Source organism: Limnohabitans sp. 15K (genome assembly GCF_002778285.1).
GTDB lineage: Bacteria > Pseudomonadota > Gammaproteobacteria > Burkholderiales > Burkholderiaceae_C > Limnohabitans_A.
In genome coordinates this window covers 413,521-426,932 of the sequence record NZ_NESM01000003.1, presented here as the reverse complement: position 1 = coordinate 426,932, position 13,412 = coordinate 413,521, and the positions used below count along the sequence as shown (strand labels likewise).

Here is a 13,412-nt window from a genome sequence, read left to right as displayed (position 1 = left end):
AGAAATTCTCAAGGAAAACATCATGGCCCGCATCACCGTTGAAGACTGCCTGGAACAAATTCCCAACCGCTTTCAGCTGGTTTTGGCTGCAACCTACCGCGCCCGCATGTTGAGCCAAGGTCACACCGCCCGCATTGAGAGCAAAAACAAACCAGGCGTGACCGCCTTGCGTGAAATTGCTGCAGGCAAAGTCGGCATCGAAATGCTTAAGCGCGTCTCCTGAAGACCGCTGCGAACTGATGGCCTCGCTCACGCAAGGCCATCACCCTGACAAAAGCCCCTTTGTGGGGCTTTTTTTACGTCCATTCAAGTTGCGCCACAAAGTCGAGCAAAAGCTTGCGTTACATTGATGCCATGCGCAATGCTTCACCCCCTTCATCTCTGGCAAGTCACAGCCCATCCAAGGCTGTTGCACCGGCAGCGGCCAACGCGGCGGCGGCCAGCTTTGCGCTGCTGGAAGCCGAACTGGGGTACTTGAACGAAGCCGACACGAACATGGTGCGCAGGGCGTACAAATTTGCCGACGAAGCCCATTTGGGCCAGATGCGCAAAAGCGGTGAACCCTACATCACCCACCCAATTGCAGTGGCTGTTTTGTGCACCGAATGGAAGCTCGATGCCCAGGCCTTGGCTGCAGCACTGCTGCACGACGCCATGGAAGACTGCGGCGTCACCAAAATCGAATTGATCGAGCGCTTTGGCTCACCCGTGGCCGAACTGGTGGACGGGCTGACCAAACTGGACAAGCTGGAGTTCAACACCCGGGAAGAAAACCAGGCCGAGTCGTTTCGCAAGATGCTGCTGGCCATGGCCCGCGATGTACGGGTCATCCTCATCAAGCTGGCCGATCGCACCCACAACATGCGCACCATGTCGGAAATGCCGCGCACCAAGTGGGGCCGCATCGCTTCTGAAACGCTGGAGATTTACGCGCCCATTGCACACCGCCTGGGTCTGAACCAAATTTACCGCGAACTGCAAGACCTGGCCTTCAAGCATTTGCTGCCGTGGCGCTATGCGGTATTAACCAAAGCGGTCTCTCGCGCACGCAACCGCCGCCGTGACCTGATTCAAAAAGTACAAGCTGACGTCGAAGCCGTTTTTGCCCAAGCCAAAATGAATGTGCGCATCAGCGGCCGGGAAAAAACGCTTTACTCCATTTATAAAAAAATGGACGACAAGCACCTGAGTTTTGCCCAAGTCACCGACATTTACGGCTTTCGTGTCATCGTGCCGTCTGTCGTCGATTGCTACACCGCTTTGGGCTGGTTGCACCAGATTTACAAGCCCGTACCCGGCAAGTTCAAAGACCACATCGCGATTGCCAAGGTCAACGGCTACCAATCGCTGCACACCACATTGGTGGGACCGTCGGGCGTGAACGTCGAGTTTCAGATGCGCACCGAAGACATGAACTTGGTGGCCGAATCGGGCGTTGCCGCCCATTGGCTCTACAAGGAACACGAGTCGGCCAGCGCCCAGTCGGCACGCTTGGGCACGCAGTGGTTGCAATCGCTTTTGGACATCCAAACAGAAACGCGTGACGCCGCCGAGTTTTGGGACCATGTCAAAGTCGATTTGTTCCCCGACGCGGTCTATGTGTTCACCCCCAAGAGCCAGATCATGGCCTTACCCCGGGGTGCCACGGTGGTGGACTTTGCCTACGCCATCCACAGCCGAGTGGGCGACCACGCGATGGCCGCCCGCATCAATGGCGAGCAGGTACCCTTGCGCACCGAACTGAAAAATGGCGATGTGATTGAAGTCATCACCGCCCCGGTGTCTGCGCCCAACCCGGCTTGGCTCGGTTTTGTGCGCACCGGACGCGCCCGCTCCAAGATTCGGCACCACCTCAAAACCATGGCACAAACCGAATCGGTGGAGTTGGGTGAAAAACTCTTGACCCAATCGCTGCGCGCCGAGGGCATTGACAAACTGCCAGCAGACGACGATGCCCACCAAGCCTTGTGGGACAAACTGCTTCGCTTCACCGGCAACCGCAACCAAGCCGATTTGCTGATGGACATTGGTCTGGGCAAACGCATCGCCACCATCGTCGCGAAACGCTTGGCGGCGCTGTTGTCTGAAAACGGCCAAAAACCCGATGCCTTGCTGATGACACGCGAGCGCTTCACAGCACACGAATCCATCTCTCAAGGCGCCATTACTTTGGATGGCAGTGAAAACGCGTCGGTGGTCTACTCACGCTGCTGCCGTCCCTTACCGGGTGACGACATCGTGGGTTATTTGGGCCGCGGCGAAGGTCTTGCGGTTCACACACGGGATTGCGCCACAGCCCGAAAGCTGGAACACAAGGACAGCGAACGCTTCATCGGTGTGGAGTGGTCAGACGAGATGACCCGGAGTTTTGAAACCAGCATCAACGTCACGGTGGTCAATGGCAAAGGCGTATTGGCCCGAGTGGCCGGTGCCTTGGCCAGCGCGGAGACCGACATCGTTCACGTCGACATGGGCCAAGAAACACCGCAAGACACCGCCGAGTTGAAATTTGTGGTGGCCGTCCGCGACACGGCGCACCTGGATCAAGTGATGCGCCACCTCAAACGCACCCCTTCAGTCATCCAAGCCGACCGTCAAACCAACAAAGGCCCCAGCAGCCATTGATGGAAGCCGTACCTTACGCCTGAGTGGGATAAGTCACGCGCAAGACCTCAATGTTCAACACGCCTGCTGGGGTGACCAGTTTGAGTTCATCGCCTTCGCGAGACTTGAGCAAAGTGCGCGCAATGGGCGACACCCAAGTCACCTGCCCCAACAAGCTGTCGGCTTCGTCGATGCCCAAAATCGTCACCGTGCGTTCGGTTCCCGAATCTTCCACATAGCTGACCGTCGCGCCAAAATAAACTTGATCGCTGCCATGGTGGACGGTGGGGTCCACCACTTCGGCAATTTCCAGGCGCTTGGTCAGAAAGCGTATGCGGCGATCGATCTCGCGCAAACGTTTTTTGCCATACAGGTAATCACCATTTTCAGAGCGGTCACCATTGCTGGCCGCCCAATGCACGATCTCCACGACCTTGGGGCGCTCGTCATCGATCAGGGAAAATAATTCTGCCCTCAAGCGTGCATAGCCTGCAGGCGACATGTAGTTGCGCGCACCCGAAGGCAAAGCGGGTAAGCCCAGCTCTTCGTCATCGTCACCACCGGCATCTTGGGTGAGGGCTTGGCTCATGGGTGCTGTTGAAGATTAGAAAAAAGAAAAAGCCCACAACTTTCGTTGTGGGCTTTCTAATTTTTGGTGCGGCTGGCAGGAATCGAACCCACGACCCCTTGGTTCGTAGCCAAGTACTCTATCCAGCTGAGCTACAGCCGCATCATGCGTTGAATTATAGCAAGCTTTTGTGAGCTCCTTTGAGGTGCTGTGCAATTTATTGCAAAGACACAGCCGTGGCCGTTTCGGGCCCAAAACAGCAGCACGCGCTATCCTCGGGTAAGTGAGCAACAAGGTGGCGCGTTTGGGATGGCCCCACGCTCAACCACCCACTCAGGAATTCGAATGACCACCTCTCAGACCCCCGCTCCTCTGAAGGGCAGCAGCTATTGGGACGCCCGTTTTCAGGAACAGGGTTTTGCTTATGGCGAAGAGCCGAACGATTTCTTATTGTCCTGTGCTCCCCGTTTGACTCGCGGTAAAGCCCTGTCATTGGGCGAAGGTGAAGGCCGAAATGCGGTGTACCTGGCCAAATTGGGGTTCGAGGTCACAGCCGTTGATTTTTCTGAGGTGGGTTTGCAAAAAGCCCAGGCCTTGGCTCAACAACACGGCGTTCAAATCCAATGCATTTGCGCTGACTTGAAAGACTTCGACATGAGCCACGAAAGCTGGCACTTGGTGGTGTCTGTTTTCTCGCAACCTGAAAGTGCTGTCCGGCAAAGGCTCTATGGACAATTGAGCCAAAGTTTGCATCCTGGCGGTGCTTTTGTCCTCGAGTCCAAAGTCGGTGCCGACCCATCAGGAAAGGAGCGCTACCCAGGTTTGAACGTCTTGCGCCAGGAAATCGGTCCGCTGCATTTGATCCATGCGCGTGAAGAGGAAAGGGTTTTAAGCGAAGGCCGCTACCACCAAGGCCCCCAACGGACGGCGCAAATCTGGGCTCAACGCAACTGAGGCCTGACTATGAGTTCATGTCATACACGGGCAAGACCTGAACTCACAAGCCACTGGGGTTAATCCTGACGGACAAGCGTTCAGGTGGTGTTACGGTGTCACTCATTGAACGGAGTGATCATGCCCTTGGTGAAAAGAAGAACGTTTTTGGCCACTGCATCCTTGATGGGCTTGAGCCCCTTGAGCATGGCCCAAGCGTCCTACCCGATCAAACCGATACGCTACATCATCCCCGTGCCTGCGGGCGGTGGGGCCGACATGATTGGTCGAGCCACATGCGAGCGACTCTCCAAAGCCTTGGGCCAACCCATCGTCATTGAAAACATTTCGGGCGGCGGCGGATCCATCGCTTGCCAGACAGCAGCGCGCGCTCAGCCAGATGGTTACACCCTCATTCAGGCCTATGTCGCCACACATGGGACCTCCCCAGCAACCCGGAAATTGCCCTACGACGCACTGAAAGATTTCAGCGCGATCGGCATGATTGGCACCGCACCAAACGTCCTGTGCGTCAACCCGTCGGTGCCCGCGAAAGACCTTCAAAGCTTCATTCAATATGCCAAAAGTCAACCCGGCAGACTGGCCTATGGCTCGGCAGGTGCAGGCACCCTGACGCATTTGGTGGGCGAGTTGTTCAAGTTGCAGACCAACACGTTCCTGATCCACATCCCTTATCGGGGTGTAGCCCCTGCCAATGTGGACTTGATGTCAGGACAGACGCAAGCCTTGTTTCCAAGCTTGGCCGGGGCATTGCCACACATTCGCAGTGGCCGCATGCGCCCCTTGGCGGTCACCGGAAAAACCCGGCATGAATTGCTCAAGGATGTGCCCACCTTTGAAGAAATGGGTCTGGCTGGCTTTGATGGTGAGCAATGGTACGGCGTGATGGGACCTGCAGGCACGCCAGATGCGTTGGTACGTCAAATCAATGAAGCGCTGAACAAAATTCTCACGCAACAAGACTTCAAAGACAAACTGTCTTCTGAAGCTGTCGCTGTGCGACCCATGACCCCTGGGAATTTTCAGTCCTTCATCAAGTCCGATATCGACCGCTGGACCAAAGTGGCCAAAGAAAGAAAAATCGAACTGGACAACTGAAAAGAAACAATTTTTGAGGAGCACAAAGATGACAGAACACAATCCACAGAGAAAATCCTCTGAATCCCATCCTGCCGAAAAAGTATCGGGGCGTCGGGGCTTTTTAGGGGGGGTTCTGGCATCTGGCGCAGTGGCCGCCAGCACGGCAGCCAGCTTGGGCGCATCACCCGCACAGGCTGCAGGTCCTGCCAAGCCCTCAGCCCTTCCGCCCTCCGGAAAAGGCGCTCTCCATGAAACAGGCATTCCACCCGACTTGGGTCGTGGCGAAGGCATGCCGGGCTCCGACTTCATGGTCGATGTCATCAAATCCTTGGACATCAAGTACTTGCCGTCCAACTGCGCCTCAAGCTTCAGGGCTTTGCACGAGTCTTTGATTGATTACGGGGGCAACACCAAACCTGAATTCCTCACTTGTTTGCATGAAGAGTCTGCTGTGGCGATGGGCCATGGTTACTTCAAAGCTTCCGGGAAACCACTGCTGACCCTGTGCCACGGCACTGTGGGCTTGCAACACGCCTCCATGGCTATTTACAACGCTTGGTGCGACCGCGTGCCTGTGATTGTGGTGGGTGGCAATGATTTGGATGCAGCTTATCGCCCCCCTGGCGTGCCGACATTCCATGCGGCCCAAGACATCAACGCCATGGTTCGCGACTACACAAAATGGGACGACACACCAGTCTCTTTGCAGCACTTCTCGCAGTCCTTTGTGCGCGCCTACAAAATCGCCATGACACCACCTTATGGCCCCGTAGCGATATCGCTGGATGCGGCTTTACAGATGGCACCCGTGCATTTGCACGAAGGCAAAATGCCTTACATCCCGAAATACGTGCCCACTTCACCGCCTCAAGGTGACTCGGGCGCTGTCAAGGAAGCCGCCAAATTATTGGCCAATGCCAACAACCCGGTCATTGTGGCCGACAGGGCTGCACGCACGCCAGAAGGTGTGGGTTTGTTGGTTCAATTGGCCGAGTTGCTGCAGGCCAAAGTGATCGATCAGGGCAGTCGCATGAACTTCCCCAAGACCCATTACTTGAGCGCACCAGCAACGGCCATTGCCAATGCTGACGTGATCATTGGATTGGAGCTCTCCGATTTCTGGGCCACCGTCAATGCCTACACCGACAACAACTCCAACGATGGACACGGCACCAACGCATCTCGCATCAAACCTGAAACCAAGTTGATCAGCATCAATTCGGTGGACCTGCTCACCAAAGCCAACTACCAAGACTTCCAGCGCTTTCAAGTCGTTGATGTCCAGATGGCGGCCGATGCCCAAACGACATTGCCTTCCTTGATCGAGGCGGTCCGTTCTGCTTTGCCCGCAGATAAAAAAGATGCCATCGCCAAACGGGGCGAAGTCCAGCGCAAAGCCTACGAAGAGGATCGAATCCGCACCCGAACTGCCGCAGCACTGGGGTGGAACGAAAGCCCCATAAGTACGGCCAGATTGGTCATGGAAACTTTTGCAGCAGTCAAAAATGAAGACTGGGCATTGGTGGCCTCTGAGGGCAATGTCAGCAATTGGCCAACCCGCCTTTGGCCGATGGAGAAACACCACCAATGGCTGGGCCGATCAGGGGGTTACGGCGTCGGGTACGGTGCACCCGCTTCTGTGGGTGCCGCTTTGGCCAACCGCGATCTGGGACGTTTTTCGGTCAGCATTCAATCGGATGGTGACTTGATGTTTGCACCCGGTGTTCTTTGGACAGCGGCCAAACACAAAATCCCCCTGCTCTCCGTGATGCACAACAACAGAGGCTATCACCAAGAGGTCATGCACCTGCAACGGTTGGCCAACTTCCGAAATCGCAAAGTGAAGTTAGAAGGGGACATGGGACCTGTGGGCACCAGCATCGAAAACCCTGACATCCAGTACCACGAACTGGCCAAGTCAATGGGCTGGTGGGCCAAAGGGCCGATCAAGGATCCAGCTCAATTGGCATCTGCCTTGAAGGAAGCTGTGGCCGTTGTGAAGTCTGGTCATCCGGCTTTGTTGAATGTGTGGACTCAACCACGCTGAAGAAAGATCACACCATGAAAAAACAGATTGCGATGATGTCTTTAGGTGTTGCGCTCTTGAGCAGCACCCTCCTTGCCAATGCACAAACCACAGCGGGTTCCGCCGAAAAAGGCAAAGAAGCCTTTTTCAAAAATGGTTGCTGGGGGTGTCACGGCTTTGTGGGTCAAGGCGGTGTTGCAGGGCCCAAGCTGGCGCCCGAGCCCAAACCGATTGAATACATACAAGCTTTCGTGAGGCACACAAAAGGACCTATGCCGCCTTACAGTGAAAAGATCTTGTCCAACCAAGAATTGGTGGACATCCATGCTTACCTCAAATCCATTCCCAAGGGGCCCGATTACAAGACCATTCCATTGCTCAATTGAGGTGAAGCCCGGAAGTCTTAGAACGCCAGGCTTTGCCCTATTTGTACTTGGCTTCTAACGCGTCGAAGAATGGTTTTTGAACCAGACCTTGACGCTCTGCAAAAGTGGCCACCACATTGGGGTCTTCTTGCAATTCGCCAGTGGCCTTCAACTGATGGAGCGCAAGGGTCATGCCCCTGACGGCGCCTTGCAGCGCCGCATTGGCATACAGCACCAAACCGAACCCCATGTCCGCCAACACCTGCTGCGGCAGCGCCGGTGTTTTGCCACCAATCACCACATTCACAATCTGAGGGCAAGCCAATTCACGGGCAATGCGCCTCATTTCGTCTTCGCTTTCGGGCGCTTCAACAAACGTCATGTCTGCACCGTGTTCAGCATAGGCTGCTGCACGATCAAGCGCTTCATTCAAACCCAGCACAGCACGCGCGTCAGTGCGCGCAATGATCAAGAAATCCGCATGCTGACGGGCATCCACCGCGGCTTTGATTTTGCCAATCATTTCCTCAACAGGCACAACGGACTTGCCCGCAAAGTGTCCGCACTTTTTGGGCATCAACTGGTCTTCGAGTTGGATCGCATTGGCGCCCGATCGCTCGAGTGTGCGCACCGACTGGCGAACATTCAAGGCATTGCCAAAGCCCGTGTCAGCATCCACGATGATGGGCAGGTCCACGGCATCTCGAACAGCGGCAGTGTGCTGCGCCAAATCACTCAGGCCAATGAAACCCAAATCGGGAATGCCATAAAACGTATTGGTAATGCCTGCACCACTGAGGTAGACCGCTTCAAAACCCACTTGTTGAATGACACGCGCTGCCAATGCGTTGGCCGCACCAGCGACAAGCAAACCATTTTTTTGACCGACGCGCTGACGCAAGAAAGTGCCTGGGTGCCCCATTGAAACCGTCATTTAATCTTCCTTCATTCCAGATGCACGAATGATGGCACCCAACTTGGTGCGCTCAGCATTCACAAAGTCATTGAATTGCGGGCGTGTGCCACCGATAGGCTCTATGCCCATGCTTTTGAGACGTTCCGAAATGGCAGGATTTTTCATGGCGGCATCCACGGCAGCGGCCATTTTGTCCATGATTTCTGGCGGCACACCCACCGGCGCATGAATGCCCGCCCAATGCGCAATTTGGACATCGGGGTAACCCAGCTCAGCGGTGGTCGGCAAATCGGGGGCTACCGACATGCGCTGGGTCCAAGTGGTGGCCAAAGCCCTGAATTTGCCACCCGGCTGAATGTGCGGCAAAGAGATGATGCTCGCCTCTGAGGTGCCATCGACTTGGCCACCCATGACCGCTGTCGAGCTTTCAGAGCCGCTTTTGTAAGGCACTGGAATGAAATTGGTACCGTACTTCAAGTTCATCATCTCTGCCACAAAGTGTGGGGTACTGCCCGTGCCCGCTGTCGCAAAGTGCGCACCCTGGCCTTTCTTGGCGTTGTCGATGAAGTCTTTCAAGGTGTTGTGCTTTGATTTGGCCGATGTCACGATGATGGAAGGGGCCAAACCAATCATGACCACGGGCACCAACTCATTGTCTTTGTAGGGCGCAGATTTTTTAATCAGAGTGTTGGAAATGACGCCTGCCGCGCTGATCAAAAAAGTGTAGCCATCCGGCGCACTTTTGATGCCCAGCATGGTCCCCAAGGTACCGCCTGCACCGGGTTTGTTCTCGATGATCACCGGCTGACCCAGGACCTTGCTTGCCCCCTCTGCCGCAGCCCTGGCCAACAAGTCGTTGGCGCCACCCGATGCAAATGGCACGATGAAACGGACAGGTTTGGTGGGCCAGGTGCTGGCAACGTTGCTTGTTTGCGCCCAACCGTTGTTAACGAGCAAGGTCAGCGCCGCCAACGTCAAACCCGCTGTTGATTTTGAAAAAACGGATCTGAGATTAAAAGGCCAATGTGTCATGAGGGTTCCTGATCGCGAGCGAGAAGCGAAATTGAATGCCGATTTTGAATGATTTCAAAAACAGGACATGACCCGCTCGTGAATTAAATTCCCGCCGCTGCCAGAATTTGAAAAGTCTAGGGGTTAATCCTCTGGAGTCCCAGCTTTCATCCAGTGATAGTCGGCGGGTTGTATCAGAAGAACACGCTGCTCTATGTATCCCCAACGTCAATTGAAACGACTGCATTTGCAGTCGCCTCAAGCACACGCGCTTGCTCAGTTTTATTCAAAAGCATTCGGTATGTCATGCCATGAAGCGCATGGGACTTGGTTTTGCCGAAATGAAGACCGAGAAGTTCTGGTGTCTGAGGGGCAAGCGGGGCAACTTCACTATGCCCTGTTTGGCATCAAAGGTTCTGAAGAATGGGCTGCATTCAAACTGAAAACCCGCGCCTTGCGAACGGCCGATTTGAAGGCCTACCCAGAACTTCCCGACACGGCCATGGGTTTCATCGATCCTGACCAAAATTGCGTGGTTTTTGTCCCTGAATCAGACCTTGAGTCGCCAACACAACGCCCATCTTTGGCGACGAATTCAGATCCATTGCCGCCTGCAGCCTCACAGCATTTCGCGCTTCGAACCCCAAACATTCAAGCCATGGTGCGTTTTTACACCGAAGACCTCGGCTTTATTTTGTCGGATGTGGTGAAAGACGACACAGGGCAACTCAAAGCCTGCTTTGTTCGGGGCAATGAAATGCACCACACCCTGGCTCTTTTTGGTGCACCTGTCAGCTGCTTTGATCACCAGTCGTTTGAAACACCCGGTTGGCATGAGTTGAAAGATTGGGCCGACCACATGGGCCAATTGCGCGTGGAGATTGTGTGGGGTGTGGGGCGTCACGGACCTGGCAACGATGTGTTTTTCATGGTGCGCGACCCGGATGGCAATTTGGCAGAAATTTCCTCTGAAATTGAAATGTGCGATGCCAGTCGCCCTGTTGGTGAATGGAAGCATGAAGAGCGCACTTTGAATTTATGGGGCAAAGCGATCATGCGCAGTTGATTTTTTGAGTTTCATTTTTTTTGATTGAATTTGCACTCCAACATGTTTAAAAAATTATTCTTTGCACTGACCGTATTGGCGACCTCCAGCTCTTGGACATGGGCTCAACAAGCCAGCTCCGACTACCCCACCAAGCCCATTCGGATCGTGGCCCCCTCCGCTGCCGGTGGCGGCTTTGATTTGGTGGCCAGGGTCTTAGGGAGCAAATTGTCAGAGCAGATGGGGCAGCAATTTGTCGTGGAAAACCGCTCAGGTGGCGGCACCTTGGCAGGCACACAAGTCATTGCCAAAGCGCCTGCCGATGGTTATCACCTCATCGTGGGCGGTTTGTCCAACATGGCTTTGAATGCCGGCCTGTATAAAAATCCCGGGTACGAGCCCTTGACGGACTTCATTCCCCTGCGCATTGTGGTTTCGCACTCCTACACCTTGGTCGGCCGCAAAGATTTGCCCTTCAACAACATGAAAGACATGTTGACCTATGCCAAAGTCAATCCAGGCAAACTGAACTTTGGCACCAGTGGTCCTGGCACGGGCCAATTCATCCTGGCCTCACTGATCAAGGGCATGGGCAATGTCGACATTCAATTGGTGCCTTACAAAGGTGCGCAACCTGTCTATATGGACTTGCTCGGTGGGCGCGTTGATTTGTTTTTCGACAACACCACCACCACCCGCACTTATTTAGAGAGCAACCAGTTGAAGGCGTTTGCCGTCTCCAGCCGCCAACGCGCCCCCGATGGTCCACAGATCCCCACCTTGATGGAAACGGGCGCTATGGATTTGGAAATGGAAACCTGGTTTGGCTTGTTTGCACCGGCCAAAACACCCCCCGCCATTGTTGACAAACTCCGGGCTGAGATTGACAAAGCCATGCAATCGGCCGATGTGCGCAAAAAACTGCAACAGGGCAGCGGCCGCATTGTTCAAATGAACAACGCGGAAACCGAAGCCATGATGAAGTCTGAAGCGGCCAAATGGCCGAGACTTCTTAAAAACGCAGGCATCGCGCAAGAGTAATTCACGCCAACAGATTCGCTTCATGTCACAAGCCCTTTTAGAGCGACTCGAGATTGCAGAGCTGGTTCAAAGCTGGGCGCTTTACCGTGACGCAGGCGACTGGGATAAATTGCGAGCGACCGTCTATGCCGACGGCACCATGACGGCCACATGGTTTCATGGCACGTTCGAAGCATTTATTTCTGGCATGCAAGACGCATGGCGAAAGGGCTCCAGTTCGCAACACTTCCAAGGTGGCACGGTCGTTGAAGTGCAGGGCACCAAAGCGATTGCGCAAACGCGCATGGCCATTTTGGTGCGTGGCAAATTGGACGCGGTTCCTGTCGATGTCCATTGCATTGGGGTCTTTTACGACCGCGTTGAAAAGCGCGATGGGCTATGGCGAATTGCTAAACGCAATGTCATTTACGACAAAGACACATTGACACCCGTTCATGTGGGAGATGCCATTGAACTCTCAAGCGAGCGCCTTCTGCGCTTTCCTGAAGGCTATCGCCACTTGGCTTATCTGCAATCTTTCAATGGTGCCCAGGTCAATCCTGAACTGCCCACCACCCGATCCGAAGCAAGCCAGCAACTGAAACTTGAAGCACAACAATGGTTAAGGAGTCTTTCATGAGCACCCTCGAGAAATCAACTCAATCCCCCGCCCATTTGTCTTGTTTGTGCGATGCCGATTGCACCACGTCAAGTCAACCCAGCAGCGGATCAACACGGCGCGGCTTTCTCTCTTCTTTGCTGGCCACAGGCACTGCTGCTGGCCTTGGCGCGACTTTGGCAGGTTGCCAATCGCTAGACAGCGTCTTCGGTTCTGCCAAACCGGCAAAGTCACCCCGCATCGACATTCACCACCACATGGTGCCCCCCTCCTACGCCGCAGACATGCGGCGCATGGGTTTGGGTGGTGTGCCTCGCTGGACGCCACAGATGTCCATCGATGACATGGACAAAAATGACATCGCCACCTCGGTGGTGGCCCTGATTCAGCCCGGTGCATTTTTCAAAAATGTGACGGCTGACCGGCGCATGGCGCGTGAGGCCAATGAATACGCCGCCCAAATGTCACGCGATTTTCCAGGCCGATTTGGCTCTTTTGCAACGCTTCCGCTGATGGATGTCGAAGGCAGCTTGAGAGAAATCGCCTATGCCTACGACACCCTCAAAGCCGATGGCATTGGCTTGATGACCAGCTACGGCGATCTGTACTTGGGCGACAAGCATTTTTGGCCCATCTGGGAAGAGCTCAACAGGCGCAAAGCTGTGATTTACGTTCACCCCCTTCTGCCCGATTGCTGCCGCAACCTCATTCCTGGTCTGCCTAATTCCTCGCTGGAGTATGCAACCGACACCACCAGAACCATCGCCAGCATGTTGTTCTCTGGGGCAGCCCACAAATTCCCAGACATTCGATGGATTTGGTCGCACAGCGGCGGCACCATGCCTTTTTTGTGGAGCCGCTTCACCCGCCAAGAGGTGGACATGAAAGAGAAAGCCAAAGAAGTGCTGCCGAATGGTGTCTTGAAAGAAGTCCAAAAGTTTTACTACGACACAGCACAAGGACACCACGAAGGTGCCATGAAGGCCTTGCGGCAATTGATTCCCACCTCCCAAATCATGTACGGATCGGATTATCCTTACCGTCCTGGAGCAGAAACTCGCGAAGGTTTGTCTGAAAGGCAGTTCACGCAGGCAGAACGCGTGGCCATTGACAGAGGCAATGCCTTGCGTTTGATGCCCCAGCTTGCACCCAAAGCTTAAGACACCCCGCTTCAGCGCGCATCCCCAAAACGAACATCTATTTT

General features: G+C 54.7%; 13 protein-coding genes and 1 tRNA gene. 10 read left to right on the top strand and 4 right to left on the bottom strand.

Annotated features, from left to right (window positions below):
- Nucleotides 1-22: 22 nt before the first annotated feature.
- Both rpoZ and B9Z40_RS13290 read left to right on the top strand, forming a co-directional pair.
- Nucleotides 23-223 (top strand): DNA-directed RNA polymerase subunit omega, encoded by a 201-nt coding sequence (gene rpoZ / locus B9Z40_RS13295; protein ID WP_019425866.1) that lies wholly within the window; start codon nucleotides 23-25, stop codon nucleotides 221-223.
- A 131-nt stretch (nucleotides 224-354) separates the two neighbouring features.
- Nucleotides 355-2,625 carry a bifunctional (p)ppGpp synthetase/guanosine-3',5'-bis(diphosphate) 3'-pyrophosphohydrolase gene (locus tag B9Z40_RS13290; RefSeq protein ID WP_100173875.1) on the top strand — a complete coding sequence of 757 codons (2,271 nt, stop codon included), beginning with the start codon at nucleotides 355-357 and terminating at the stop codon, nucleotides 2,623-2,625.
- Between the two features lie 13 nt (nucleotides 2,626-2,638).
- Here the strand turns inward: B9Z40_RS13290 and greB are convergent, their stop codons facing one another.
- Both greB and B9Z40_RS13280 read right to left on the bottom strand, forming a co-directional pair.
- Nucleotides 2,639-3,193, bottom strand: a complete 555-nt coding sequence (gene greB, locus B9Z40_RS13285) for a transcription elongation factor GreB (RefSeq protein ID WP_100173817.1) — start codon at nucleotides 3,191-3,193, stop codon at nucleotides 2,639-2,641.
- A gap of 64 nt (nucleotides 3,194-3,257) precedes the next feature.
- Nucleotides 3,258-3,334 (bottom strand) — tRNA-Arg (locus B9Z40_RS13280).
- A gap of 183 nt (nucleotides 3,335-3,517) precedes the next feature.
- Between B9Z40_RS13280 and B9Z40_RS13275 the strand changes: the two genes are divergently transcribed.
- The 4 genes from B9Z40_RS13275 (at nucleotide 3,518) to B9Z40_RS13260 (ending at nucleotide 7,618) form a co-directional block, all read left to right on the top strand.
- Nucleotides 3,518-4,126 carry a bifunctional 2-polyprenyl-6-hydroxyphenol methylase/3-demethylubiquinol 3-O-methyltransferase UbiG gene (locus tag B9Z40_RS13275; RefSeq protein ID WP_158238101.1) on the top strand — a complete coding sequence of 203 codons (609 nt, stop codon included), beginning with the start codon at nucleotides 3,518-3,520 and terminating at the stop codon, nucleotides 4,124-4,126.
- A 120-nt stretch (nucleotides 4,127-4,246) separates the two neighbouring features.
- The gene (locus B9Z40_RS13270) at nucleotides 4,247-5,224 is read left to right on the top strand and encodes a Bug family tripartite tricarboxylate transporter substrate binding protein (RefSeq protein ID WP_369823457.1); all 978 of its coding nucleotides are present in this window, start codon (nucleotides 4,247-4,249) and stop codon (nucleotides 5,222-5,224) included.
- Nucleotides 5,225-5,252: 28 nt separating this feature from the next.
- The gene (locus B9Z40_RS13265) at nucleotides 5,253-7,253 is read left to right on the top strand and encodes a thiamine pyrophosphate-binding protein (protein ID WP_100173815.1); all 2,001 of its coding nucleotides are present in this window, start codon (nucleotides 5,253-5,255) and stop codon (nucleotides 7,251-7,253) included.
- Nucleotides 7,254-7,267: 14 nt separating this feature from the next.
- Nucleotides 7,268-7,618, top strand: a complete 351-nt coding sequence (locus tag B9Z40_RS13260; RefSeq protein WP_143473988.1) for a cytochrome c — start codon at nucleotides 7,268-7,270, stop codon at nucleotides 7,616-7,618.
- 37 nt (nucleotides 7,619-7,655) lie between these two features.
- On the opposite strand, the gene B9Z40_RS13255 is transcribed toward B9Z40_RS13260, so the two are convergent.
- Nucleotides 7,656-8,531: an oxaloacetate decarboxylase gene (locus tag B9Z40_RS13255; RefSeq protein WP_199172566.1), complete on the bottom strand. Its 876-nt coding sequence runs from the start codon at nucleotides 8,529-8,531 to the stop codon at nucleotides 7,656-7,658.
- Complete coding sequence (locus tag B9Z40_RS13250; RefSeq protein WP_100173812.1) at nucleotides 8,532-9,545, bottom strand: tripartite tricarboxylate transporter substrate binding protein; 1,014 nt, start codon at nucleotides 9,543-9,545, stop codon at nucleotides 8,532-8,534. It lies immediately after the preceding gene.
- Nucleotides 9,546-9,885: 340 nt separating this feature from the next.
- Between B9Z40_RS13250 and B9Z40_RS13245 the strand changes: the two genes are divergently transcribed.
- Genes B9Z40_RS13245 through B9Z40_RS13230 form a run of 4 tightly spaced genes read left to right on the top strand, consistent with a single transcriptional unit; the run spans nucleotide 9,886 to nucleotide 13,368 of the window.
- Nucleotides 9,886-10,590 carry a VOC family protein gene (locus tag B9Z40_RS13245; RefSeq protein ID WP_233204915.1) on the top strand — a complete coding sequence of 235 codons (705 nt, stop codon included), beginning with the start codon at nucleotides 9,886-9,888 and terminating at the stop codon, nucleotides 10,588-10,590.
- 42 nt (nucleotides 10,591-10,632) lie between these two features.
- A complete protein-coding gene (locus B9Z40_RS13240; protein WP_100173810.1) occupies nucleotides 10,633-11,610 on the top strand; it encodes a tripartite tricarboxylate transporter substrate binding protein in 978 nt (325 codons plus the stop codon).
- 22 nt (nucleotides 11,611-11,632) lie between these two features.
- A complete protein-coding gene (locus tag B9Z40_RS13235; protein WP_100173809.1) occupies nucleotides 11,633-12,229 on the top strand; it encodes a nuclear transport factor 2 family protein in 597 nt (198 codons plus the stop codon).
- Nucleotides 12,226-13,368 carry an amidohydrolase family protein gene (locus B9Z40_RS13230; RefSeq protein ID WP_158238100.1) on the top strand — a complete coding sequence of 381 codons (1,143 nt, stop codon included), beginning with the start codon at nucleotides 12,226-12,228 and terminating at the stop codon, nucleotides 13,366-13,368. Before B9Z40_RS13235 ends, B9Z40_RS13230 begins: the two co-directional genes overlap by 4 nt.
- Nucleotides 13,369-13,412 lie beyond the last annotated feature (44 nt).